The following is a 25,315-nucleotide window of genomic DNA, read 5'->3' as shown; positions in this document are numbered from 1 at the left end:
CGTCCTCCGAACCCCATGGGGAAAAGGGGGGGGGGCGGCGCCCCCATCCTGTTCAAGCCTGGCCTTGCTCGCGGCCAGATAGGAGGCAAGGCGGCTTCCCATCTCGTCACCCAGTGCCTGCAGGCCGCTCATGGGGCGGACCATGACCTCGAACTCGACGATCTTGCCGCTCTCGTCGAAACGGATCATGTCGATGCCCTTGAGCTGACGGTCGCCAACCCGCGCGCTGAACTCCAGTACCACGCTCAAACCGTCTCCCGTGGCCAGTTGGCGGTGATAGGTGAAGTCCTGAAATACCTGAACCACGGTGTTGAGAATCGTCGAGGCCACGCGGGCGCCGGGGTAGGAGGTGTGGGCCATGGGCGAGCGGAACACGGCCTTGGCGTCGAGCAGCTTGGGCAGGTCGCTCAGGTCTCCCTGAGCGACCATTGCGTGCCAGCGTTGCAGGGAGGCGGCAGCCTGGGGATGCAGTTGCAATTCGGACATTTCGTTTTCCTCGAAGTCAGTGTTTTCCAGTAGAGGCATCAGATTTCGGCCGCCAGGCGCGAGCCCTGGTTGATGGCGCGCTTGGCATCCAGTTCGGCGGCCACATCGGCGCCGCCGATCAGGTGCACGTTCTGTCCGGCGGCGATCAGGCCGTCCTGCAGTTCGCGCAGCGGGTCTTGCCCTGCGCAGACGATCACGGTGTCCACCGGCAGCACCTGCGGCTCGCCCTCGGCGATGCGGATGTGAAGGCCTTCGTCGTCGACCTTGAGGTACTCCACCGAGTTGAGCATCTGCACGTGCTTGTTTTTCAATCCGGTGCGGTGAATCCAGCCGGTGGTCTTGCCCAGACCATCGCCGACCTTGGATTTCTTGCGTTGCAGCAGCCAGACCTCACGCACGGGGGCGTGGGGCTGCGGCTTGATGCCGGCGATGCCGCCGCGTGCTTCGAGATCGAGGTCAATGCCCCATTCCTTCCAGAAGGCGTCGCGATTCAGGCTGGTGGCTTCGCCTTGGTGGGTGATGAGTTCGGAGACATCGAAGCCGATGCCGCCGGCGCCGATCACCGCGACCTTCTGGCCGACCGGCTTGCGCTCGAGGATGGCATCCAGGTAGCCGATCACCTTGGGATGGTCGATGCCCGGAATCGCCGGAGTGCGCGGGGCAATGCCGGTGGCCAGGATGATCTCGTCGAAACCGCCCTTGCTCAGCTCGTCGACGCTGACACGGGTGTTCAGGCGCAGCTCGACGCCGCTGGTTTCCAGCTTGCGCTTGAAGTAGCGCAGGGTCTCGTAGAACTCTTCCTTGCCCGGCACGCGCTTGGCCACGTTGAACTGGCCGCCGATCTCGCCGGCCGCGTCGAACAGGGTCACCTGGTGGCCGCGCTCGGCCGCCACGGTGGCGGCGGACAGCCCGGCCGGGCCGGCGCCGACCACGGCGATCTTCTTCACCTGGGTGGTGGGGATGTAGTTCAGCTCGGTCTCGTGGCAGGCGCGCGGGTTGACCAGGCAGGTGGTCAGCTTGCCACCGAAGGTGTGGTCCAGGCAGGCCTGGTTGCAGCCGATGCAGGTGTTGATCTCGTCGGCGCGGCCGGCGGCGGCCTTGTTGACGAAGTCCGGGTCGGCCAGGAACGGGCGGGCCATGGACACCATGTCGGCGTCGCCCTCGGCCAGCACCTGCTCGGCCACTTCCGGGGTGTTGATCCGGTTGGTGGTGCACAGCGGGATGTTCACCTCGCCCTTGAGCTTGGCGGTGACCTTGGTGAAGGCCGCGCGCGGCACCTTGGTGGCGATGGTCGGGATGCGCGCCTCGTGCCAGCCGATACCGGTGTTGATGATGGTGGCGCCGGCCTGCTCGATGGCCTTGGCCAGCAGCACGATCTCGTCCCAGGTGCTGCCGCCCTCGACCAGGTCGAGCATGGACAGGCGGTAGATGATGATGAAGTTCGGGCCCACGGCCTCGCGCACCCGGCGCACGATCTCCACCGGCAGGCGCATGCGGTTCTCGAAACTGCCGCCCCAGCGGTCGGTGCGCTGGTTGACATGGGCGACCAGGAACTGGTTGATGAAGTAACCCTCGGAACCCATGATCTCGACGCCGTCGTACTCGGCCTGTTGGGCCAGCAGCGAGCAGGTGACGAAGTCCTGGATCTGTTTCTCGATGCCTTCTTCGTCCAGTTCGCGCGGCTTGAACGGGTTGATCGGCGCCTGGATGGCGCTGGCCGAGACCGATTTCGGACTGTAGGCATAGCGGCCGGCATGCAGGATCTGCATGGCGATCTTGCCGCCCGCCTCGTGCACAGCGCGGGTGACGATCTTGTGTTTCTCGGCCTCTTCGGTGGTGGTCAGCTTGGCCGCGCCGGCATAGACACTCCCTTCCTCGTTCGGGCCGATGCCGCCTGTGACGATCAGGCCAACGCCACCACGAGCCCGTTCAGCGAAAAAGGCGGCCATGCGCTCGAAGCCGTTTGGCTTCTCTTCCAGGCCGGTGTGCATGGAGCCCATCAGGGTACGGTTTCTGAGGGTGGTGAATCCCAGATCAAGGGGGGCCAGCAGGTGCGGATAGAGCGAGGATGTCATGGCAGTTCTTCTCCAGGTTTGAGGATCACGGCGATTTATCTTTGCACTGATAAGTTGTGTGGCCACGTTAGCGAATGCCTGATGCTGCAGCAATGATCGAAAGTGACGTAAGAATGATCAAAAGGAACAATCTCCACGACTGAAGCGTGAACATTGGGAGTTCCCGAAAGGCGCGACGCAAGAGTTGACAGTGAAAACATAAAGAGGCGTCCCTCAATCTTCCGCGCGCAACTCCGCACGGAGGATCTTGCCGATGGGGGATTTGGGCAGTTGCTCGCGAAAGACGATCTGCTTCGGCACCTTGTAGGCGGTCAGTCGCTCGCGGCAGTGGCGGATGATTGCCTCGCCATCCAGGCCGGGCCGCCGCAACGCGACAAAGGCGCGTATTGCCTCGCCGGTGATCTCGTCCGCCACACCGATCACCGCCACCTCGCTCACGTCCGGGTGCTCGGCGATGACGTCTTCCACCTCGTTGGGATACACGTTGAAGCCCGAGACCAGGATCATGTCCTTCTTGCGGTCGATGATGCGGATGTAGCCCTGTTCGTCCATCACCGCGATGTCGCCGGTACGGAACCAGCCATCGGCGAAGGCCTCGGCGGTCTCGTCCGGGCGGTTCAGGTAGCGTTCGACGATATGCGGGCCACGTACCAGCAGTTCGCCAGGCGTTCCCATCGCGAGCTCGCGTCCCGCAGAGTCCGCTATGCGCACCTGGCTCCCGGGCATGGGTAGGCCAACAGTTCCCGGACGGGATGTTGGTCCCGGCGGGTTGAATGACACGAAGCAGCTGGTTTCCGTCAGCCCATAGCCCTCCAGGATCTGGCCAACCGCCGCCTGCCAGCGCTCGGCGGTGCTCGGCCGCAACGACGTGCCACCGGAAACGGCCAGCTTGAGCTTGGGTGGATTGGCCTGCAGCCAGGGTTCTGCCAGCAGGCCGGCATAGAGCGTATCCACGCCGGTCATCCAACGCACCGGGAACTTGTCGAACGCCGGGAACACGTTGGACAGCGGGCGAGGATTGGGCACCAGCAGGTTGCGCCCACCGCGGCGGAAGAACAGCAGGAAGTTAAAGTTGAAGGCGAAGATGTGGTAGAGCGGCGGCACGGTGACGATCGCTTCGCCGGGCTCGATGTATACGTCATGGGCACTGATGTAGTCCTCGGCCATGCGCAGCACGGCGAGGAGGTTAGCATGGCTCAGCACGGCGCCCTTGCTGCGCCCGGTGGTGCCGCCGGTGTACTGGTAGAGCGCCACGGGATGGGGTTCGGCTTGTACCGGTAGCTGTCCTTGGCCGATGGCCAGGGCTTCGCTGAAGCGCTGGTGGGCGATGCGTGGGGTTAGGTCGCCGCCGCTTTCGGCGGCCAGCTTCTGCTGGATCGCGGCGCCGACGGCTAGCGGGAAGAAGTCTCCCAGGCTGGTGGTCACCAGGCGCACACCCTTCTCGGCAATCACCGCCTCGGCGCGACCGACGAACAGATCGCAGGCGACCAGCAGCTTGGCGCCGCTGTCGGTCAGCTGCGCTTCCAACTCGCGCGCGGTGTACAGCGGGTTGACGTTGGTGACGATCAGTCCCGCCTTCCAGGTACCCAGCACGGCAATGGGGTAGTGCAAGCTGTTGGGCAGCTGGATCGCCACCACGTCGCCGCTTTTCAGCCCCTGCTCCTTCAGCAGGTAGGCGGCGAAGGCATCCGACAGTGCGTCGACCTCGCTAAAGGTGATGTCGGCGTGTAGCCCTGTGGGCAGCACGATGGTGAAAGCCGGCGCGTCGGCGAAGTGCTCGGCGCCATGACGGGCGAAATCGGCGACGCTGCCGCGCAATGCTTGGGGATCTATCCGGTAGTCGCGCAGGCTGGGTGGATAGCTCTGCTGCCACGGTTTGGACATGCTCATCTTCGGTTTTCCTTGTTCTTGTTCTCGGGCGTTGTTCGCGCCGCCCGGTATGGGCAGACGGAACTGGAGGCTAGAGCTGGATCTCGATATCCCCCGTGGGGAACGCGACGCAGGAATAGATCCAGCCGAAATCGCGGTCGGACTTGCGCAGATGAGCCTCCTGCGGATTGAACACAGCACCGGAAACCAGCTTGACCCGGCACAGGCTGCATTCGCCGGAGCGGCAGGCGTTCTCGGTGCCGTAGCCGTTGCGTTCCAGAGCATTGAGCAATGGTTCGCCGACACGGCTGCGGAAGCTGCCGCGGCCACGTACCGTCACGGTGACCTCGTCGTCCAGCGAGACGCCTTCTGGCCATCCCGTCTGCTCGTTCGGCGCCTTGGGTGCGCCGTTGGCCTCGACGCGGATGCGCCGACGCTTGACACCCAACCTAGTGAGCAGTTCGACGCAGTTGTCGTTGAACGGGGTCGGGCCGCAGATGTAGAACATCTTGTTACCGATGTCGCCGAGCAGACGCTGCAACAGCTCTTCCGTCAGACGCCCCGTGTAACCCCAGTAGCCGGTGGGCGGGCGGGAGATAACCTCGCTCAGGGTGAAGTTCTCGTGACGGTTGGCCAGCTCGCGGAATTCATCGTCGAAGATCACGTCGTCGATGTAGCTGTTCACGTAGACGAGGTGAAAGCGATGCGACAGGCCACGGTCGAGGATGTCCAGCAGGATGCTGCGCGCGGGGGCGCCACCCGATCCGCCGGCGAGGAACACCAGATCGTCGCCGTGGTACAGCGGGTTGTGGTGGAAGGTGCCCATCGGCCCGGAACTTAGGAAGCGTTGCCCTGCCGCCACCCGGTCGAGCAGGTAGTTGGAGACGAAACCACCCTGGGCCCGCTTCACGGTCAGGTCGTAGTACACCCGCTGCGATGGCGAGGACGAAATGGCGTAGGGCCGAGCGGTCGCCACCCCATCGATCTCGACGAACAGGTTGATGTACTGCCCGGCCTGGAAGGGGGGCAACAGGCTGTGATCCGTTGCGACCAGGCGTAGGGTCCGGGTGCTGGCTGTCTCGTCGATCACCTCGGCGACCTCCAGTTCCAGCCGTTTCGGGTGCAGCTGCACAACAGTGCTGGCGACCTCGCCCTTGATCTCGTGGAAGTCGGTGCCGCTGCGTTCCAGCGCTTCCTTGGCTTGCCACGCCTCGCGGAAGCCGGCGATGGAGTTCAGCAGGTTCTGCTCAGACATGTTCCACCTCTTTGACTTTCAACTGTTTGAGCACCGCTCTGGCCGTGGACTCGCCCGCCATGTAGGTCGGCTGGAAGCCGCCCATGGACGTCCATGAGCCGGCGATGTAAAGGCCCGGCACGCCGTCCAGGCGCTCGCGCAGCAGGGCCGAGTCCTGGGCGCTCTGCTGGAAGCCGTAGATGGCGCCGCCGGGGGTGTTGAGGTAGCGCATCATGGTCAGCGGTGTGGCTACCTCGACCTCCTCGATGTATTGGCGCACCTTGGGGTAGACCTTCTCGATCAGAGCGATGAGCTTCTCGGCGAAGTCATACTTGGTACGGGCGTAGTCCTCGGGTGCCACCGACTTCCACACGTCGCCGTACTGCAGGCAGACCAGCATCACCTGGCTCTTGCCGGGTGGCGCGGCGCTTGGATCTTCGAAGTTGTAGCAAGTGAGCATCCCGCCCAGCGGGGTCTGCAGCGTGCCCATGCGGTCATGGATCTGCTCCTCGTCCAGCGTCTCGTAGATGAAACTGGAGGCCGCGGTCACGCCCAGTTCCTGCGGCGTGCAGTCCAGGCCGAGGTAGATCACGAAGGCCGAGGTACCCATGCGCCGGGATTTGAAATCCTGCTGAATCGCCAGTGGCGGACGCTCCAGATCCAGCAGTTCGTTGAAGGTGATCAGCGGGCTGGCATTGGACACCACCGCATCACAGGACACTCGCTCGCCACCCTCCAGGCGCACAGCGCATACCCGGCCGTCCTCGGTCAGGATCTTCTCCACGCCGCAGTTGAAACGCACCTCGCCGCCGGCCTCAAGGAACGACTCCACCAGAGCCGTCGACATGGCCTGGGAGCCGCCCTTGATGTGCCAGGGCTTGAACACCGCGTAGGCATAGAGCATCACCGCCAGGTCTGGAAACGGCAGCATGCTCGGTGGCACTCCAAGGTAGAGCCAGTAGGTCGCCAGTACGTTCTTCAGCTTCGCGTCGCTGAAGAACTCGTCGAGCACGTCGCGGGCCGAACGGAAACCGTACTGCACGTAATACGGGCACAGCGACTGGAGAGCCGCATCGCTGTTGGCCTTGCGCGCCTTCGGCAGGGTCATGAAACCTTCCAGCGACACCTTCTCGCAGACCAGCAGAAAACGCTCGATGGCCTCGCTTTCGGCCGGGAACATCCCCTGCAGCAAGTTGCGCAGCCCGGTCCAACTGGCCGGCAGGGTGACGTCCAGCTCGCCGGGTACCACCAGGCGATACAGATCGTGCTCCTGGACGAACTCGACCTTGTCCAGCACACCCAGCTTGTCGAATAACTGGCGCATGACGAAAGGCTTGTCCTTGGTGCCCAGGCCACTGAGCTGATGCAGCGCTACCTCGAACTCGAAGTCGCCGCGCACGAAGGAGGTCGCGCAGCCGCCCGGAATATTGTGTCGCTCCAGCAGCAGAGTGCGGCTGCCGCCACGCTGCAGCGCGGTTGCTGCGGTCAGCCCGGCATTGCCGGCGCCGATCACCACGGCGTCATAGTGCTTCATGATTACCTCAAACTTATCATTGATAAGATTTGGTTAAAAAAACGCCCTAAAAAGTGCGCTGTAGTTCAATCAGATCGGCGAACTGCGGCGAAACTCCGGTCGCCCGCGCACCGACCGAACGCAGGATGTCCTGCCCACTCAGGATGGCGCTTTGCAGCAGCACCGTGTGTTGCAGGGACTCGTAGACCCCATGGTCGCGGCTGTAGAGCATGGCGCGCTTGATACCGTTTATGGCCACGGGCGGGCGCTCGGCAATGCGTCTGGCGGCGGCGAAAGCACCTTCGAGCAGGGCCTCGTTGGTCGGGAAAATCTTGGCCAGCAACCCCAACCGATACGCCTCGGCAGCATCCAGGGTGTCGCCGGTCAGTGCCAGATAGCGCGCCACGCCTGCAGGAATCAGACGCTGCAGGCGCTGCAATACTCCCAGATCGGCCATCATGCCGACGTTGGTTTCCTCGATGCGGAACTTGGCGGACTCGGATGCAAAGCACAGGTCACAGGCAGAAACCAGATCAAAGCCGCCACCGAGACAGGCGCCCTGTATTGCGGCAATCACTGGAAAGCGCGCACGCTCCAGAGCATTCAATGCATCCTGCATCCGCTCCAGGTTGGCTTGCAGGACCTCGCGCTCTTCGGGGCAGGTCGCATGGAACTCCTTGGCGGTAGAAAACATCTGCATATCCAGGCCGCCGCAGAAGACCTTGCCCTGCGCCGATATGACCATCGCCCGCACCTTGCCCGAACGACTCAGCTCGCCGACCGCCTCCGGCAGCTCACTCCAGAAGGCCCGTGTCAGGCTATTGGCCTTGTCGGGACGGCTCAGTTGCAGGTGGGCGATGCTGTCCTCGACAGACACCTCGAAGCATTCGTAGGGTGAAGCCATGGTGAAACCTCTTGCTTGGCGTGGCGGTAAAGAGTCAGACACGAACCCGCGCGACGAAATCGATCATGTGCTTCGCCGGGTTGGACAAGACGGGTGAGCGCCCCGGAACGGGCGCTTGCAGAAGAGGTGATGACCCATGCATAGGAGGCGTCGCGAGCCGCCATGGAGCTGTATGAAATCAGGGCTCCTTGCATGACTCGGTGACAGGATCGACTCAGGCGTACTTGCGGTCATGGTTTGCTCCTGGGTATTCGGTGGGCTTTCTGGCACGGGCCAGGTCCATCGGTTTCCGGGCTTTTGCCGTAAAGGGTGCCCCCTCTTTCGGCTTTGTTGTGGAGCGCAGTCTACGAATCAATCTTATCGCTGTCAAGATATTTTTCTGTGCTAAGATCAAGGCAGTTCACCCCCTTCCAACTACCTCCAGTCGAGGCTACCCAAGCATGACCAAGACCTCCGTCCGCTCGCGCGATACCTACCATGTGGGCAACCTGGCTCCCCAACTGCTCGATGCAGCTCGGGAGATGCTTGAGGAGGTGGGGCCGACCAAGCTCTCTCTGCGGGCGGTTTCGGAGCGGGTCGGCGTCAGCTCGACCGCCGCCTACCACCACTATGCCAACCGCGCTGAGCTCATCGGCCACCTGGCCGCTCAGGGCTTCCGCGAGCTGGCCAAGGTGCTGGTGATCAGGGATACCAACAGTGACGGCGTGCAGAAACTGCGCAACGCCAGCCTGGCCTACTTCAGCTTCGCTCGCAGCAATCCGGCCCTCTATCAGCTCATGTTCGGACCCGAGTTCGCCAACGGCGAGATGATCCCGGAACTGCTCGCTGCGCGTGAGGAGGCCTTCGGCGAACTCAAGCGCATCATCGCCGAGATGCTTGGGCTGGACGTGGAAACACCAGAGGTTCGCCGGGCCGCGCTAGCTGGCTGGTCCTATACCCATGGTCTGGCCTCTCTGGTGATTCACAGTGTCTTGCATTTCCCCGTCGGCACCACCGACGAGCGTTTCGTGGACAGCACCCTGCAAGGCTTCGAGCATCTGTTCAGGGCGCAAACAGCGAGCGCGTGATAACCCTGCCTCATGTGAGAAGGGTATGAGGCTGGATCGGTGGGGTTGCTGCATCTTCGTTGCTGGCCGAGGAACTGAATAACATGCCTGTTGCTGGTGTTCCTATATCTCGGATCAGCCAGTGACATACCGAAGGAGAGGATGAAGCAATGGAGCTTCGGCATCTGCGCTGCTTCCTTGCTGTTGCAGAGGAGCTACACTTTGCGCGGGCGGCTGAGCGGTTGCACATTGAGCAGTCGCCTTTGTCGCGTGCAATCAAGGATCTCGAAGAGGAGCTAGGCACACAGCTTTTCATGCGGACCACGCGGAGCACGAGGCTTACGCATGCGGGGCGGCTGTTTCTGGAGCATGTGCCGCGTGTGTTCACTGCGCTGCAACAAGCTCGCGACAGCGTGAAGGCCGCCGCCAACGGGTTCCGCGGTCAACTGCGGGTGGCTCTCTCGGACGGGATCTCCCCGTCGCGTTTTTCCTCGTTCCTGGCGCTATGCCGGCAAGAGGAGCCGGAAGTCGAGATTCGCCTGTCTGAAGTGCCGTTGTCGCAGCAGATCAAGGGACTGCACGACGATTTGTATGACGTGGGTTTTGCCCAGTCGGATGAGGTCGGGGATGGCGTCGTCGCCACTCCGGCCTGGAGCGAGCCGCTGGTGGTGGCAGTGCCGGAGCGCCATCCCATCCTGTCCCACAAGCGCATTCCGTTGGAAGAACTGCTGCGTTATCCACTGGTGTTATGTGACCCACAGGCGTGCGAAGGCCATGCGCGCCAAGTCGAGCGTTTCCTGCGCCAGGCTGAAGTGGAGCCGCTGGTCGCGGAGCAGGTGGCCTCCTGCGACCTGATGATGGCGCTTGTGGCAGCCGGTTTCGCCCTGGGATTGACGGGAGAGTCGAACATCCCAGCCTGCCGAGAATCCGGGGTTGTTGGTCGCCCACTGGCGGGCTGCTCTCCAGAACTTACGACCTACCTGCTGCGCTCGACGCGCGAACCCTCGGCGACGCTGGCTCGTTTCATCGAGCGGGTACAGACCATCGAGTCTTCGGAGGGCGCCTAGTTCACATCATCCAGCCAGATCGATACCTTGGAGGAACTCGAGCCATGAAGAAGATCATACCGCTTCTATGTGTCCTGGCCCTCACGGCCTGCGGCCAGTCCGAAGCACCGACGCCATCGGCGTTGCCCTCGGTTGATGAGCTCGCGGCCGATCCCGCGCGGCTGAAGGAGCTGCGCGAGCAGTGCAAGCTGGAATCCAATGATGATGAATCTAAAAGGCATAAACCCTGCTGATATTTTGGCCGCGACGGTACAAGGGACGGTGCTGGAATCCAAAGACCATCAGGATTTGGTTGGATCGGATCTGGAATTCGCCTTTGCGAACATCGAGTGGAATTCAGAAGGCTGTCTGGATGGCGGGGTCGCAGTAATGCTACCGGGAAACAGTTACATGGTAGTAAAAATCTCGTCCCTCAAGTTTGTTTGACGATATGGGAATTCGCCGGGGTAAAGATTTATGAAATGGATCTTGATACTGACACTCGCCAATGCGGGCACCTCCTACGACGGCAAAGCCATTCATAGCGTCAGCGATTTTGCGTCACAGCCTGCTTGCGAACATGCGGGCGACACCTGGAAGGCAGGCCTTGATGGTTCTGACAAAGAGTTAGCGAGCTGGGTGTGTGTCCCTAACAAAATAGAATGATGGAATCCGGCAAAGGGGCTTAGCATGATAGACAATATGGCATTTATCGGAGCGGGGCTCCTAGTAGTCGGACTCGCAGTGTCGGTCCTCGCGGGAGTTGCAGAACAGCGGCGGTGGCCATTGACTAAGATCTTTTACCTCGCCCCGTTCTTGGTTTTCTGTGGCGTGTCCCTGGTGGCAGTCGATATGTCTGCTAGCCAGGTGGATGAGTTGCAAGATGCTTTTCTGAGACTTCTTGGGTTTGGTCTCGTGATGGGCTGCTCATTGGTTGTGGCCGCTGTCCTGGTATGGCTTGGCCATAAGACCGGATGGCGAGTATCGAAGCGAACGACAATTTTATGATGGGAATCCGACAGGAGGGGTGTTATGGCGACTAAAGAGCATACGAAAGTAAAGCCAGGCTTCAATCTACCGACGGTGCCGAACGGGTTTGATCAAGTTTGTGCTTTCGCGTACCAGGATGGTGATTGGGAAATAGATTTCATCAATCACGAGCGCTGCGATTTTGCTTCCGAGACGATGGATGTAAACATTGAGTGGCCATGGGTTGATGGTTTTGAGCCAAGGGAAGCCGACTGGCAAGCAATTGGCGTATGCGCAATTTATGAGTAATGGGAGTCCGGAAGGGTAAGCAGATGATGCCAATGAAGGGGTTGCTGGCAGCTCTTTTGACGATGCTCGTGGGTTGCGACCAGGTTCAGGAAATCATGGATAACCAGCCGAAGCCGGATGTCATGCTCGGTGCTGGGATCGAAGTTCAAATTGACGACGACCGAACCGCAAGAGTGTTTGGACCTGATCACTGTGAAACCGGGTTCGGAGACAACGACCCCAGTAATGATGAACCAGGTTGCACTCTCCTAACTGGTAACGACCGAGTACAGGTAACGCTTCTGGTTGATGACCGAAAGATTCAGGAAACCTGGACCGTTACCAGGGACAACGACCGTTACACCATTGCTCGCCCGAATGGATACCTTATTCGCACAGCCAGGGCTGACAACTAAACAGGATTGGAAAACGGTACAAAGTTACCAACTTTATTAGTACGGGTTGCAGGCTTTCCGGCGTTTGAACAGCGAATTTTTGCCAAAAGTTACCTATTCTATTTTCCAGGGTCGTGTTCGCAAATCCATTTTATGCGGCCTTCGGCGCTGATTTGTTACCAACTTTATTTCAAGCCCACAGTACTGTAACGAGGTCATGCATAGCTGGTACCTAGGCTAGGAGTGTCGACTGCACTGGGGCAGGTCCATGGCTCATCCGCTACCGCCCAATTTTCTCTGTCAACTCTTTTAGTTGATCCTGCACCTGTCGTAGCTGACGAGTAATTTCATCTCTTTCATCATGAGCGTCCTGAGCCTGTTTGGCGTTTTGTTCCTCGCTCATTACTTCCAGAATGGCACCGATCATCATGTTCAGGAATACAAATGCAGTTAAGAAGATAAACGTCAAATAATAGATCCAGCTCAGCGGATAGAATTCCATCGTCTGATACATTATATCTGTCCAATCCTCAAAGGTTGCCACCCGGAAGAGCGTGAGCATCGCAATGGATAAATCACCCCAGAGAAACTCGTCCACGTTAGCGAAGAGCATCGAGCCCATTGCGGCATAGATGTAAAATATGATGAACATCAGCAGGGCGATGTATCCCATGCGGGGAATAGCTTTGAGCAGTGAATTAATCAAAAATCTTAGTTCCGGGACGACAGAGACTAGCCGCAACACTCGGAATATTCGGAGTAGTCTCCCTAGCAGAATCGCTTCTGAGTTATCCAAGGGGACGAGGCTACCAATGACCACGAGAGTGTCGAAAATATTCCAGCCATCGAGAAAGAAACGACGTTTTACTGGGCAGGCGGAAAATCGGAACAGAATTTCTAACAAAAAAAATACTGTGATTGCATTGTCAAAAAACGTCAACGATTTCTCGAATATCGGAGGTAGGTCGTAGGTTTTAGCGCCAATAGTTAGAGCCGATAGCACAATGATTGCGATAACTACGCCCTGAAAAATTGGGCTCGCCTCAATGCTTCGCAACTTGGAAAAAACAAGGGACTGAGAGTATGCATTTGATTCCATTTGATTAATTCTCTTCGGAAATGCAGGAGGTCTGTGATTCTACTCGCACTTCATCGTCTTTCGCGGCTTTGCGGCGCCGTGGCTCGCAGACCCTTAGATCCGGCAATATGGGAATTGACCGCCACGTGCAAAAGAACTTTCTACAAAATTGCCTAAACAGTACTTTGTTCAAGGTATTGCAATGTCCCAATGGCCGATATCAACTCGTTCAGCCATTACTCATTATTGCTCAGGCAATCCCTAGTTTCTTTTTTATCGGGAGAGGAAGCTCGTCATATATTTCATTCAGCGGCTCTTCGAGCCGCATTTTCAGCTCATCATAACGATGTTCGGCTAATCGGACTCGTTCAATCAAATCCTCTTTCTTGCTCCGATGCATTCCGCCTGGCGTAGGACTTTGAGCCCGTCTCAGCTTTTCGTTTTTTGCCTTTTCCAGTTCTGAGTTAACTGCCTCAATGTACTGTGCTAGATCGCCTGAAAAACTTGAGGTGTTCATCAGGGCGGATCGATTCATTCCCAGCGTCCTTGCTACCTCAGAACCTTTAATTTGATAGTGTTTCTTAATTGAGAAATCGGTGCTTGTTCGGTGGCGTCTTATAAAGAGTTCCTTTTCGCGTCTTAACTCCTCAACACATTTCCATGCCGCCCCGCTGGCGTTTTTTTCCGATACCCAGCTCGGGGGATTTTCCCCTGTTTCTTTAGCTGCTTTCTCTAAACGATCTTTCAGATACCCCATTACCATCATGCAGCCCTCAATCGATAGTTCTCTAGGGCGGTCTCCAATTCCGGGAGTGCTTCGTGTGTTGCGTTTAGTGTTCGGAGATGGCGTGCAGTATTGCTAACCAGTTCGTAGGAGGAGTGCTTGAAAATACCCGGTACAACAGGATCATTGAGGGCCTCGACATGGTGAATAATTGTAAGCAACATCCACTCTACATTCTGGGTCTGCATGAAATTGTGGAGGCATCCGAGGCATAATTCTGGCGACGCATTGTGGCGCATCGGTTCGCCACCTTCAGCGCATTTGGCTTTGTGGCGCGTCCGGCGCATCAGAAGGCAGTAGCCCCAAGGATTAGCTTTAATGTTTTCGATTTCCTTTGTCGCCAATTGGTCTGCGAGCTCCATTTGCTGCTCGGAACTTAGTACCTGGGTTGAACGTGATAGTCGCCGAAGCAGCTTGTTCATCTGACCAGCGTATCCCTCTCCGTGGTGTTGGATGTAGTTTCTTACTAACGAGTGGATTACCCTGAGTTTTGCACGCTGATGGCCTGCGCGGTTGTCCTTGTTGCGGATATAGGAGAGCCACATGGTGCGACTAATGTGCTTAAACTGGGAGCGAATCATCCAGCCGGCATCCCCATCAAAACGCCGATAAATAGCCTCAGCCCACATATGCCGAAACGCATGAGGGCTCGGATACAGCGCCTCAGCCAATAGCTCGTTCATCAGCACTCTTCCAACTACTGCATTGGATTTGCATTCTTTGTCGCTTAATGAGGACAGCCAGGTCTTGGTTTCATCGGAGAGTTGAGTATCAAGAAGTGCAGCCCAATCGGAGCGCAATACGCCGTGCCGATATTGTAATACCCAATCGCTAGCTTCACTGTTCTTGGTCCATGCAAACGAGAGCATTGGCCATTGTTCGCGAACCTGTCGCCGGGCCTCCTGTAAATTTTCGTCTACGGTGAAACTGTTCCACTCCGCGGCGCCTTTAATTTGAAGAAGGCGCTCTCGTTCCTGATGTTGTGCCATTGTAAGAACGTTGCCCGAGGCTTCGATTTGGGTCAGTGTTTGCCATGATTTCCAGTCGTCGATCGCCTCGAAACCTGGATACTTAAAAACAAAATGAGGCCACAGTGCTGTAACAGCGATATTAACCGCTATACTGGAATCGAATTGATTTCTCTTCGAAGATTTCGTTGAATACAGACATGGTTGATTTTCCCCCGTGCAGTTAAGGCGCTTTAGTCGTTCAATAATTGTAATTGTGCTGAAAGTCACCTCACGTAATTCACGGACTTGCCCATTGGTTTTGTGCACATACCAATCGATCTGGTATCGGTGAGGAAAGGCGTACTCATCAAGTTTGTCTTTGTTGTGAGTTTGCTGAATCGCCGTAAAAGGGAAACCGAACTCGCTTTTCCGCCACCCTGTTAATGCCGCAACGTTGGTTAATCCGGCCTTTGCGACTCGGTTAATAAATTGTCCCAGCAGGCCTCGTTTATTTGCTTTAGTTTCGTGTACAGCTCCCTCCGGTGGAAGGTCAAAAGACTTAAAAAATGCAACCGTGGGCGAAAAATTGGGCATGTCATCGCATCGCTGTTTGACTTCGTTCAATGCCTCTAAAAAAGAAGACCATGACACGTCTTCGTGACATCCGTGAAGGAGGCGCTGCGTTTCTTTCTGGTCACGAGTCTGAAGCCAGTTCCAAATCACAACTCGCAAGCGGTCTACGTTGTCTGGAGACGCGGCCAATCGAAATTTGAATGCGATTTCTCTCAATATATCCTCTTCCAAGAGCTTACATTCAAAGCGAGTCTGCCGATGGAGAGACCAGAAATGTTTGAGCACGACTGGCTGGATGCGGCGGATATATCTCGGACTTAGCGAAGAAAATTCCTCAGGGGAATTGCCTTCGAGAATCCGGGGTAGAATGGCTTTCAGTGTTTGAGGTTTGATCTTGAGTTTTTTGGCAATTTTCGGCAATTCTTGTTGTGTTTGTCGCAGGGCTATAGCGAGTGGAGCATGTTCTTCGAAAAAGTTCAGACAGTGCTCCACGTAATAGCGACCGTGATCCAGCGTAAGTAGGTTAAAGCTTTTCCCTTGCCTCCAGTCTTGGTAAGTGAGCTCGCCGTCTGCTATTTCGGGAATAAGTGTTTTTAAGGTAGCGCTAACCTGCGCTTCTGAGATTTTTCGGCTGATTAAGGGTAACCCCATTTCCTCACAAACTGTTTTCAGGTTTTGCAAGGTTGGCCTCTGGAGTGTCAGCTTGCCCTTTAATACTCTTGATGGAACTGGACCTTCGCGAGACCAAGTATGAGTCAAAACAAATTTTATGAGGTTTGGAAGGTTTTCACGGGTGATGACATCGGCATTATGTTCTGCCATGGCCCACATCCAGAGCATGAGGTTTCGGAAAATAAGGGGGTAAGTCGAAATTGTTAAATGTTCGGCGAGTAATGTCCAAAGACCTTTGACCAGCAATACTGAGTTGACACCCCTCAAATGTTTCCACTCCGGATAGGCACGGGAAAGAGCCAAAGTCTCGTTAAAGTTTATGTTGTGAAGGTATTTGTTGTGGTCAATGAACGACCACGAATCGTCCATGAGAGAGTTATTATGGTTTCCAGGCAGCGCGCTCAAACGTGCGTCGAGTTCTCTACCATCAAGCCGGAACGATTCGTCTCGAGCAGTCAGAGTTGTCATTCTTGAGTCTCTAGAAAGTGATCAAACATGGGGGGGAGGTGGGGCTTAAGGTTGCGATACTGTTCTCGTGCGGCGCTTTCGGATCTCATCTTCTGCAATGTGCGAGTCATCCACTCCAACTGAACCAGCAGGGTTCGCTCTACCCAGTCTGGCCGAACAGTAAGCAGTTGCTTATATTTATTCTCGGCTTGGTCGATTGCATGTATGAACATTAGAGCCTGTTCGACAGTGTCAGGCACAATTATCAGACCGTCCGTTTCGTGTTGCTTTGAAGGAGGGTAGAGCGTTTGAACCTGAGCATTATCAGATCCTGTGGCATCAATTACTCGGCTGCGCAGCTCCAAATCTTTCAGGGCATTCGCCATCGAACTGACTGATGGCTGGTAAACGACATTTTCAAGATCATTGAGTATAAGGCGTGTGATTCGCCCTGCACGGTTTACAAAATCCTTATTTGCGTCGGTCAAGTAAGAATGTTTTTCTGTCCGAGACGTATGTGAGTGGTGATTGATAAGGTCTCCCTCACGGTATTGATCCGACCCAGCGTGAACCGCAGTAGTTTTTATATGAGTCAGACTGAATAAGACTGTGGGTAGGGGTCTAGAAACGGAATTTCTATAGTTTTCCAAGGTTCCATTACTTTTTCCTGTATTGGAATGCCAAGTCTCACTTCCTTCCTTTAGCGCCAAAACAGCATCCAAAAATATTGTTGGGGTGCCGACGGCTTTGGTTGCGTTAGCGATTCGGGATTGGAGTTGTGGTAATTGCCATAGGTTCCATAGCAATATCATATCTGTGTGCCTGGAGATGCTATTGGGGTTTTCAGTGATGTTGGGCATTGGTTTCTGTCTGGAGACATCGAAACTAAAAAGCCTCCCAGCATATGGCAGTCCATTGATGTAAGCATACTGTGCTTTGGTCCAGCAATCTGAGGCCATTAGCATGGCTGGTTCACGTGAAGATCCCGCTCGTCCTTTATAGTAGCGGCATTGCATTGCAATTAGGCGGCCAGAAGAATTGTGTTCGTAGGCGTAATCAGTGGTTTTGAGTTTATTGATATCGGTGGGTTGCACTGTTTCGCAGGCTACTAGCCAGGCCATTAGACACTCCTCCAAGGGAGAGTACGAATGCTGGTAGTCAGGGTGAAAAAGAGCAGGAGGCTGCCATGGTCGCGTGGGCTTTCCGTCGACATACGGCTTCCTCCTCAGTCCTCCAAGTCCTTCTCTCGCGATGAGGAGTTTGATTTGGGCTTGCTTGTCGGGCCTAGTGAAGTCGAGTAACAGCAGACGTGTTAAATCATCCGCCGGCTCACCATGTGCTTCGAAAGCGCCACAGCGCTGGAGTACGTTGATATTCCAACTCTCAAACCAACTATTTTGGGAGAGTTGTGGTTCGGTCATGCCCAGAGCCTGTTTTTGCCAACGTGCTCGTACTTCGAGCAGGTAAGATAGTGTCGCCGCCACTGTGACGCGAAAGCTTGTTAATAGCCGACTGGGACTCTCCAGTGACAAATATTTATGCTCACCGAGAATCGATCTTAACCAGGGCAAAGCGAGCCAGTCTGTAAGCGTGTAAGGCTCTGGATTTGCGTTTCTGGCTGCTTTTGACAGTCTTAAAAGCGTCGTCATGAAGGAGTATTCTTCCTCAGTCAGAGACTTGCTTCCGAGACCGGCTTTGAAAGCGGGAATAAGAGATTTAATTGGAGAACTCTTACAACCTTCGTCGTTCATCTTTGATGATTCGTAGTCTTTGAGGCATTGGTAGCGTCTGACCTCAAAAGTTTCGTGTTCAGTGTTGTTCAGCCAATTTACAAAGCCTTTGAACGTTTCAAAACGGTCTATCTGGGATCTCTCAGTGAGGTTTCTAAACCACGATGTTTGAGAAGATGCGTAAAAAGTTTTGAATATGGCTCGGTGATATTGATTGTCGTGTTCCAACTCGATCGTTACAGTTGCACCAGATCGCCTTTTGAAAGCAATTCGGGTTGAGCTGATGCCAGCTGATGCCACTAATTTGGGCAAGGTCTGATCAAAAGCCCTGCTCATTTCGTCGTCATAGGAAGATTCCTTAACCGTGTCGTTAAATTCGGTCAAAAGATCCCCTCCATTTCTTGCATCTGTATGCGCATCCGTATGTACCGAGTCGTCACCTCTGGCGCATGACCGTTTTTGGTTATGGAGTGCCCAAGCCGCTGTGCAACGACAATAAGTGCTGCCGATTCGGAGCGTGTCTCTCTGCCTTCTGGGCCTGTGACTTCCTCATGAAACAGCTCAGTAGCAAATGTATGACGCAGATCATGAAACGAAAATTCAGGTTTGAGACCCGCCGCTTTTGCTCTTTTCCTGAAAACATTTGTGGCGTGGCTCTTGCTGATTTCCTTGCCAAGGCCACCTTGGTCGGTTCGGAGAAAAAAACTTTCATGATTGCTTGCACTGGCATCAATCAGCCATTGTCGCTCTGTCTCGTAGTATCGCTGCATATCGCGAAGAAGTTCACGATCAAAATAGATCCATCGGGACTTACCTGTTTTGGCATATCTGCCCTCTAACCAGAATTTGAACAGCTCGACGTTTTCAAAATCTTTATTGTTAAGTTGGAGAAATAGTTTTTGCAGAGCAGGTATGCGAAGACCTGGTAGCTCGGAGGTCCGCAGGCCAACCTCGAATCCCATTCGCATCATCAGCTTTTCAGCTAAAGTGCGGCAATGTCCAATCAATGCGCTGCGTGAGTGCCGAGGTATGTATTGGATGTAATGCTGTTTGGTACTGCTTTCGGCCATTGCCTGCCTCGTGCATCTAGAGATTTCCAATCTCAAACGAGGCGTAAATTCCATGTAGTGGAGAAAGTTGTAGTAAGCGATAAGCGCTGATCGATGGGTGGCAAGCGATGAAGGTGACTTCAGTCGGCGAGCGAGGACTGCATTCAGATAGTGATTCACGAATCTTTCACTGCAGGAGGTTGACGCATGCATACCGGGTGTTTGGTCTTCCAAGCGACATTCCTCCAGGTAGCTTAGAAATTTTGCGAGAGCATATACATAGGCACGAATCGTCGAATCAGATATCGTCCTCTCAATTAATTCAACTTTTTCTCCACCATTTCTCTGCGTTGCTCCACTCGAGAAAAGTCGGGCTTCGAAAACAGTGTTGAATCGGGCAAGAAATGTAGTAAACAAAAGTGGCGCCAACGGTGGCTTCCAGCGTTCGTTATAGATCACCCAGTATGGCTCCAGCGAGTAGCCGTCATATGTTCTGTTTGCAAACTTTTCTACTTGGATGAGCACAACATAATCCAATAATTTAGTTATCATTAGTATAATCAGATTAAATCGATAAAGAACAACACTTTCTTAGACTGTTTTGTGATCTCGAAAACATCACATCGGTCCAGTCTTCGAAGGTAGCCACCCGGAACAGGGTCAGCATGGCAATGGCCACATCTCCCCAGAGCTCCTCATCCACGCTGGCGAAGAACATCGACCCCATGGCCGCGTAGATATAGAAAATGATGAACATCAGCAGGGCGATGTAGCCCATGCGCGGAATCGCTTTTAGCAGCGAGTTGATCAGGAACCGGAGCTCCGGAACCACCGACACCAGGCGCAACACCCGGAAAACCCGCAACAGACGTCCCAGCAGAACCGCTTCGGAGTTATCCAGAGGAATCAGGCTGCCGATGACCACCAGGGTATCGAACAGGTTCCATCCGTCGAACAGAAAACGTTTCTTGTTGGCGCACACACCGAATCGGAACAGGATTTCCAGCAGGAAAAACAGGGTGATGGCGTTGTCCATCACGATGAGCGACTTCTCCACCAGGGGCGGCAGATCATAGGTTTTGGCGCCAATGGTCAGTGCCGACAGGATGATGATGGTGATGACTGCGCCCTGGAAAACCTTGCTGGACTCAATGCGGCGGAGTTTCTCGAAACCGGAGGCGGGGTTCAGTTGGGACGGCATGGCAGGCGACGGCTCCAGAAGATTCGGGGAAGGCCGAATTCTAAAGGGCCGGGACAGAATTGGATAGCCTCAACATGGGTCGTTCGTTTTGCAAGGTGCCTGGCTGGGTGTAATTAGCAGGATTTATTCAGCCTGATCAGAAATATTCATTCGTGCGATCCGCAAACCCTTCCCATAATCAAGTCGCAAACAATAAAACCAAAAAGCGAGTGACAATCCATGGAAGATAGACCGGAGTTACCCGGCTGGCGCTGGGGGCCGTTCACGTTCCGCGTGCCCTTTTACCACACGCGCCTGTGCTGGTCCGAGTTCCTGCAGGGGCTGTTTGTTTCAGCTGCGACAGGCCTGGCATTAATTCCCGTAATGACCGCCTTCTTTGGCCTCAGTTTTGAAGAAGCCGTTGCACTCTCAATGATTCACGCCTCCCTGATTGCCTCGATTGCGGCGCTCAAGCGGGTCTTCGTGGATGACGCCGAACGCTTTCTGCTTGAGCAGCCAATTGCCACGGGTCTTGCCTGCGCCTACATCGCCATGTCGATTCCGAGGGATAACGCGTCCCGGGGCACGGTGGTTCTGATTGGCGCCGCGCTGGCATTCTTTGAACCCTGGATGGGGCTGTTGATTGGCGTTGTTGCGACTCTGGCACTGGTGGGCTGGGACCGTAGCCCGGATCCGATTTCTCACGACGAGTGACGCGCCGATGGCAGATCCCTGGTCTCAGCCAGCCTGGTTCAGGATGATCTGCCATTCCTCCTCGCCCACGGGCATCACAGAGAGCCGGTTACCCTTCCGGACCAGAGGCAGGTCTTCGAGCCCGGCCATGGATTTCAGTTCTTCGAGCGGGATCAACCCTGGCAGGGTGCGAACATACTTCATGTCGACAGCCTGCCAGCGAGGTTTTTCCCTGGTGCTCTTGCCATCGTAGTAGGGCGATTCCGGGTCAAACTGGGTTGGGTCCGGATAGGCGCTGCGAATAACCGTCACGATGCCGGCAATCCCGATGTGCTTGCAGCTGGAGTGGTAGAGGAAAACCTCGTCGCCCTCCGCCATTTGGGCCAGGAAATTCCGGGCCTGGTAGTTACGCACTCCGTCCCACGGGATCACACCGTCCGGGGCTTTCGCAAAATCTTCTATGCCGCATTCCGCAGGTTCTGATTTAACCAGCCACTTGGCCATGATGTTTCTCCCATTTGCCGGATCAGCCTCATTGAAGTCCCGCAATTATACGGAAAAGCCCCGCAGTGCGGGGCAACGAGAGGCAATCAATCAAGCGGCCTTATGATCCGCCGGCTGTTGGCGGTGGCGCCAGCGGGTCTTTGGGCTTTTTGCGGTTCAGTGGGTAAAACAGCTGTGGCGAGGCCAGTTCCGGCAAATCCGTTCTTTCCTCGTTGGCGGCCCACTCCACCCGCTCGGCAGAGCGGATTGCGTAGTGCATCCACGCCAGGGCAGCTGCAACGATCACGAACATCAGCATAAAGCAGCTCTGCCAGATGCCCGTAAGGTCGTTCAGTACGCCGAAGGTCAGTGGCAGGATAAATCCTCCAAGCCCGCCGATCATGCCAACTACACCGCCTACGGCGCCGACATGCATGGGGTAGTAAACCGGAATGTGTTTGTACACCGCTGCCTTGCCCAGGGACATAAAGAATCCGAGGATAAAGATCAGCGCCACGAACATGGGCAGGTTCATGGCCAGGGTAAAGCGGATATCACCATCAATTCCCTGAACCACGTAATCGGTGGGCGGATAGCTCAGCAGAAATGTGCACAGAACCGACGCTCCGAAGGTCCAGTACATCACCCGGCGGGCGCCGAAACGGTCTGACATCCAGCCGCCCAGAATCCGGAACAGGGAAGCAGGGATGGTGTAGAGCGCGGCAATGATGCCGGCGGTTTTGATGTCCAGGCCGTAGACGCCAATCAGGAAGTGCGGCAGCCAGAGGGCCAAAGCCACAAAGGCGCCGAACACAAAGAAGTAGTACAGGGCAAAGCGCCAGACCCTCAGCTCCCGTAGGGGTTCCATCTGCTCCAGGAAGGTTTTGGACTTGCTGCCAGCCCGCTCTGCCGCCAGGGGATCTTCCTTGGCCAGCAGAATGAAAACAACACCCATAATCGCCAGCACCGTGGCGTAGATCTGCGCGGTGCTTTCCCAGCCGAATGCCACCAGCAGGAACGGGGCCCCGAAATTGGTTACTGCCGCGCCCACGTTGCCCGCACCGAAAATGCCCAGGGCTGTGCCCTGCCGCTCCGGTTCAAACCAGGCCGCCGTGTAAGCCACCCCCACGATAAACGCACCACCTGCCAGGCCAACGCCCAGAGCGCCTACCAACAGCATGAGGTACGTGGTCGCGAAGGTGAGCAGGTACACGCAGGCGGCGGTGGTTAGCATCAGAATGCCGAATACCCAGCGGCCGCCGTACCTGTCTGTCCATATCCCCAGGAAAAGTCGGCTAATTGAGCCGGTAAGAATGGGGGTGGCCATCAGCAGACCCAACTGGGTATCCGACAGCCCGAGATCCTCGCTGATGCGAATCCCGATGATGGAGAAAATGGTCCACACCGCAAAGCACAGGGTGAAGGCGAAAGTGGATAAACCGAGCGCACGGTATTGCGCTGGCTTTGACGGGGTATTGGCCATGCTCCGCTCCCTCCGCTTGCTCATCAATTGAGGTCTGAAAACACTTCTTAAACCTTACCAAAACCAGGGTTTTTCCATGCGGGGCATTGGAGGTACCTCCTGCTGGGTGCAGTGGTGGTAGGCAATCAGAGGGTTTTGGGGGCAGGGGGATAGACCCCTGATTGCTCTGGTGGGGTACGCGCTCTCAGCGTTGATTTACGTCAATTATGGGCGGCCCCGGAGTGTGGGCTAATGCTGACAGATATCAATGGATGCCCCTTGAAATAGCCTTTGAAAGGGTACCGAAAGCGCCCTTTGGAGAACTCAAAAATGAAAATCATGATTGCCTACGACGGCTCGCGAAATGCCAGGTTGGCGCTGGCCCAGACCATCACCATGTTCCGCGACCTCAAACCGGTCATTACCCTCGTGGCCGTTGCCGAAAACCCCCGCGACATCACCTCGGGAAACGAGGACATGTTCCAGGAAGAGTTGAACGATCTGAAAAAGCACATCGCCGAGGCCATGGAGGTGTGTGAGCAGGAACAGATCTCCGTCGAAAACATGCTTCTGGAGGGCGACGCCCGAAAGATGTTGCTGTTCGCAGCGGAGAAAAAGGTTCATCCGGACATGCTGGTTATCGCCCGCCACAGCCATGAGCCTGACGGCGGTTTTATTGCCCGCTCACTGACTTACTTCGTGGACGAACTGGATTACATGACCTTCGGCAGCGTGAGTTCCTTCCTTGCCCGTCGCATCCAGTGCCCGCTTCTTATTCTGCCCAGCCGTTGAGTCTGGCTATAACCGTTTCTGTATCTGAAAGCCCAGGGAGGCTGACATGAAAGTCGCAGACGTTTTCCACGTCAAAAATCCGGAAGTCAGGGCTCTGCACCTGACCTGGATCGCATTCTTTATAACTTTCTACGTGTGGTTCAACATGGCGCCGCTGGCATCCAGTATGCTCAAAAGCGTCAACTGGCTCACCGCGGATGATCTTCGCCTGTTTGCCATCGCCAACGTAGCGCTGACCATACCTGCCCGGATTATCGTGGGCATGGCCCTGGACCGCTTCGGCCCCCGCCGGGTGTTTTCGGTACTAATGGTATTGATGGCCATCCCTGCCCTGGTATTTGCGTTCGGCAACACCATGACCCAGCTCCTGGTCAGCCGCCTGGTGCTCAGCTCCATTGGTGCCAGCTTTGTGGTGGGTATCCACATGACCGCCATGTGGTTCAAACCGAAAGACATCGGCTTTGCCGAAGGCTTCTATGCCGGTTGGGGCAATTTCGGCTCGGCCGCTGCGGCTATAACTCTGCCAACCATTGCACTGCACATGTACGGTGGTGAAGACGGCTGGCGCTGGGCCATCGCCCAGAGCGCAATCGTGATGGCGGCGTATGGTGTGTACTACTGGTTTGCGATTACCGACGGCCCGGCGGGCACCGTTCATCGCAAGCCGCGCAAGGCCGTGGCTCTGGAAGTCAGCAGCTGGGGGGACATGATCAAGTTGATCCTCTGGACCATTCCCCTGGTGGGCGTTCTGGGCATCCTGGTATGGCGAATCGAGAACATGGGGTACCTGAGTGCGACCGGAGCCGCTATCTGTTACGCGGTGATCGTGGCCATTGTCTGCTATCAGATTATCCAGATTCTCCGGGTTAATATTCCCTTGCTGAAACAGGGTGTGCCCGAGGACGACAAGTACCCGTTCAACAGCGTTGCAGCTCTGAACAGCACCTACTTCGCCAATTTTGGTGCCGAGCTGGCGGTGGTGTCCATGCTGCCGATGTTCTTCGAGGAAACCTGGAGCCTGAGTGCGACCGCAGCCGGCCTTATCGCTGCCTCCTTCGCTTTCGTGAACCTGGTGGCACGCCCAATGGGTGGCCTGGTTTCAGACCGTATGGGCAACCGCCGGTTTGTGATGCTCAGTTACATGTTCGGCATCTCGGTGGGCTTCGCGCTTATGGGCCTGATGAACTCTAACTGGCCGCTGATTATTGCCGTGGGTATTACCGTATTCACCTCGTTCTTCGTGCAGGGTGCCGAGGGCGCCACCTTTGGCATCATACCCTCTATCAAGAGGCGCCTGACCGGCCAGATCTCCGGCATGGCGGGCGCTTATGGTAACGTGGGTGCGGTGGTGTACCTGACCATCTTCACCTTCGTAACCCCGACCCAGTTCTTCTACATCATTGCCGGTGGCGCGTTTGTCAGTTGGTTGCTGTGCATCATGTGGCTGAAGGAGCCGGAGTCAGGCTTTGCCGACGAATACCAGGTGTCCTCTGTGGATCTCCAGATCGAAGAGGAAGAGCGTCGCCGGCAGGCTGCCGCTACCAGCTAACCCGGAACGGTTGAAGAAAAGGCCGCCGAGGCATTGCCCGGCGGCTTT

At 56.1% G+C, this 25,315-nt stretch carries 22 protein-coding genes and 2 pseudogenes; 10 read left to right on the top strand and 14 right to left on the bottom strand.

Features of this window, described 5'->3' with window-relative positions; genetic code table 11:
* Positions 1 to 60: 60 nt before the first annotated feature.
* The 6 genes and pseudogenes from KYE_RS21240 to KYE_RS16185 form a co-directional block, all read right to left on the bottom strand.
* Positions 61 to 486 (bottom strand): annotated as a pseudogene (locus KYE_RS21240) (nuclear transport factor 2 family protein); the annotation flags it as partial.
* A 38-nt stretch (positions 487 to 524) separates the two neighbouring features.
* Positions 525 to 2,561: an NADPH-dependent 2,4-dienoyl-CoA reductase gene (locus KYE_RS16205; protein WP_008175518.1), complete on the bottom strand. Its 2,037-nt coding sequence runs from the start codon at positions 2,559 to 2,561 to the stop codon at positions 525 to 527.
* A 213-nt stretch (positions 2,562 to 2,774) separates the two neighbouring features.
* Positions 2,775 to 4,451: an AMP-binding protein gene (locus KYE_RS16200; protein ID WP_008175516.1), complete on the bottom strand. Its 1,677-nt coding sequence runs from the start codon at positions 4,449 to 4,451 to the stop codon at positions 2,775 to 2,777.
* 70 nt (positions 4,452 to 4,521) lie between these two features.
* Complete coding sequence (locus KYE_RS16195) at positions 4,522 to 5,685, bottom strand: FAD-binding oxidoreductase (protein ID WP_008175515.1); 1,164 nt, start codon at positions 5,683 to 5,685, stop codon at positions 4,522 to 4,524.
* Positions 5,678 to 7,198 (bottom strand): phytoene desaturase family protein, encoded by a 1,521-nt coding sequence (locus tag KYE_RS16190; protein WP_008175513.1) that lies wholly within the window; start codon positions 7,196 to 7,198, stop codon positions 5,678 to 5,680. Before KYE_RS16190 ends, KYE_RS16195 begins: the two co-directional genes overlap by 8 nt.
* A 46-nt stretch (positions 7,199 to 7,244) precedes the next feature.
* Positions 7,245 to 8,081: an enoyl-CoA hydratase-related protein gene (locus KYE_RS16185; protein WP_008175512.1), complete on the bottom strand. Its 837-nt coding sequence runs from the start codon at positions 8,079 to 8,081 to the stop codon at positions 7,245 to 7,247.
* Between the two features lie 440 nt (positions 8,082 to 8,521).
* On the opposite strand from KYE_RS16185, the gene KYE_RS16180 reads away from it, so the two are divergent.
* The 7 genes and pseudogenes from KYE_RS16180 to KYE_RS16150 all read left to right on the top strand — a co-directional run bounded on the left by KYE_RS16180 (position 8,522) and on the right by KYE_RS16150 (position 11,846).
* Positions 8,522 to 9,148, top strand: coding sequence for a TetR/AcrR family transcriptional regulator (locus KYE_RS16180; protein ID WP_008175510.1), 627 nt, complete (start codon positions 8,522 to 8,524; stop codon positions 9,146 to 9,148).
* A 149-nt stretch (positions 9,149 to 9,297) separates the two neighbouring features.
* A complete protein-coding gene (locus KYE_RS16175) occupies positions 9,298 to 10,194 on the top strand; it encodes a LysR family transcriptional regulator (RefSeq protein WP_008175507.1) in 897 nt (298 codons plus the stop codon).
* A 44-nt stretch (positions 10,195 to 10,238) separates the two neighbouring features.
* A pseudogene (locus tag KYE_RS16170) lies at positions 10,239 to 10,382 on the top strand (entry exclusion lipoprotein TrbK); the annotation flags it as partial.
* Positions 10,383 to 10,395: 13 nt separating this feature from the next.
* Positions 10,396 to 10,620: a hypothetical protein gene (locus KYE_RS21575; RefSeq protein ID WP_158217749.1), complete on the top strand. Its 225-nt coding sequence runs from the start codon at positions 10,396 to 10,398 to the stop codon at positions 10,618 to 10,620.
* A gap of 30 nt (positions 10,621 to 10,650) precedes the next feature.
* A complete protein-coding gene (locus tag KYE_RS16165; protein WP_008175501.1) occupies positions 10,651 to 10,839 on the top strand; it encodes a hypothetical protein in 189 nt (62 codons plus the stop codon).
* 366 nt (positions 10,840 to 11,205) lie between these two features.
* Positions 11,206 to 11,451 (top strand): hypothetical protein, encoded by a 246-nt coding sequence (locus KYE_RS16155; RefSeq protein ID WP_008175498.1) that lies wholly within the window; start codon positions 11,206 to 11,208, stop codon positions 11,449 to 11,451.
* Positions 11,452 to 11,474: 23 nt separating this feature from the next.
* On the top strand, positions 11,475 to 11,846 hold the full coding sequence (locus tag KYE_RS16150) for a hypothetical protein (protein WP_039882093.1): 372 nt from the start codon (positions 11,475 to 11,477) through the stop codon (positions 11,844 to 11,846).
* Positions 11,847 to 12,105: 259 nt separating this feature from the next.
* Here the strand turns inward: KYE_RS16150 and KYE_RS16145 are convergent, their stop codons facing one another.
* The 6 genes from KYE_RS16145 to KYE_RS16120 all read right to left on the bottom strand — a co-directional run bounded on the left by KYE_RS16145 (position 12,106) and on the right by KYE_RS16120 (position 20,309).
* On the bottom strand, positions 12,106 to 12,924 hold the full coding sequence (locus tag KYE_RS16145) for an ion transporter (RefSeq protein ID WP_008175494.1): 819 nt from the start codon (positions 12,922 to 12,924) through the stop codon (positions 12,106 to 12,108).
* Positions 12,925 to 13,153: 229 nt separating this feature from the next.
* Complete coding sequence (locus tag KYE_RS16140; protein ID WP_008175491.1) at positions 13,154 to 13,669, bottom strand: hypothetical protein; 516 nt, start codon at positions 13,667 to 13,669, stop codon at positions 13,154 to 13,156.
* Positions 13,666 to 16,350 (bottom strand): hypothetical protein, encoded by a 2,685-nt coding sequence (locus tag KYE_RS16135; protein ID WP_008175489.1) that lies wholly within the window; start codon positions 16,348 to 16,350, stop codon positions 13,666 to 13,668. Before KYE_RS16135 ends, KYE_RS16140 begins: the two co-directional genes overlap by 4 nt.
* Positions 16,347 to 18,443, bottom strand: a complete 2,097-nt coding sequence (locus KYE_RS16130) for a hypothetical protein (protein ID WP_008175487.1) — start codon at positions 18,441 to 18,443, stop codon at positions 16,347 to 16,349. Before KYE_RS16130 ends, KYE_RS16135 begins: the two co-directional genes overlap by 4 nt.
* Positions 18,440 to 19,633, bottom strand: a complete 1,194-nt coding sequence (locus KYE_RS16125) for a tyrosine-type recombinase/integrase (protein ID WP_158217748.1) — start codon at positions 19,631 to 19,633, stop codon at positions 18,440 to 18,442. The genes KYE_RS16130 and KYE_RS16125 overlap by 4 nt, the downstream gene beginning before the upstream one ends.
* Before the next feature lie 40 nt (positions 19,634 to 19,673).
* Entirely contained in the window at positions 19,674 to 20,309 is a 636-nt protein-coding gene (locus tag KYE_RS16120; RefSeq protein ID WP_008175482.1) for an ion transporter, read from the bottom strand.
* Between the two features lie 219 nt (positions 20,310 to 20,528).
* Here KYE_RS16120 and KYE_RS16115 point away from each other — a divergent pair, with 219 nt between their 5' ends.
* Positions 20,529 to 21,002, top strand: coding sequence for a hypothetical protein (locus KYE_RS16115; RefSeq protein WP_008175480.1), 474 nt, complete (start codon positions 20,529 to 20,531; stop codon positions 21,000 to 21,002).
* 24 nt (positions 21,003 to 21,026) lie between these two features.
* On the opposite strand, the gene KYE_RS16110 is transcribed toward KYE_RS16115, so the two are convergent.
* Complete coding sequence (locus KYE_RS16110) at positions 21,027 to 21,485, bottom strand: EVE domain-containing protein (RefSeq protein ID WP_008175479.1); 459 nt, start codon at positions 21,483 to 21,485, stop codon at positions 21,027 to 21,029.
* A 100-nt stretch (positions 21,486 to 21,585) separates the two neighbouring features.
* Positions 21,586 to 22,947: an MFS transporter gene (locus KYE_RS16105; RefSeq protein WP_008175477.1), complete on the bottom strand. Its 1,362-nt coding sequence runs from the start codon at positions 22,945 to 22,947 to the stop codon at positions 21,586 to 21,588.
* A gap of 309 nt (positions 22,948 to 23,256) precedes the next feature.
* On the opposite strand from KYE_RS16105, the gene KYE_RS16100 reads away from it, so the two are divergent.
* Together KYE_RS16100 and KYE_RS16095 are read left to right on the top strand one after the other, a co-directional pair.
* On the top strand, positions 23,257 to 23,718 hold the full coding sequence (locus tag KYE_RS16100; protein WP_008175475.1) for a universal stress protein: 462 nt from the start codon (positions 23,257 to 23,259) through the stop codon (positions 23,716 to 23,718).
* 46 nt (positions 23,719 to 23,764) lie between these two features.
* The gene (locus KYE_RS16095; RefSeq protein WP_008175473.1) at positions 23,765 to 25,267 is read left to right on the top strand and encodes an MFS transporter; all 1,503 of its coding nucleotides are present in this window, start codon (positions 23,765 to 23,767) and stop codon (positions 25,265 to 25,267) included.
* Positions 25,268 to 25,315 lie beyond the last annotated feature (48 nt).

This window comes from Marinobacter manganoxydans MnI7-9 (assembly GCF_000235625.1).
Classification (GTDB): Bacteria; Pseudomonadota; Gammaproteobacteria; order Pseudomonadales; family Oleiphilaceae; genus Marinobacter; species Marinobacter manganoxydans.
The sequence above is the reverse complement of the archived record's forward strand: the minus strand, read 5'-3'. Positions and strand labels throughout refer to the sequence as shown.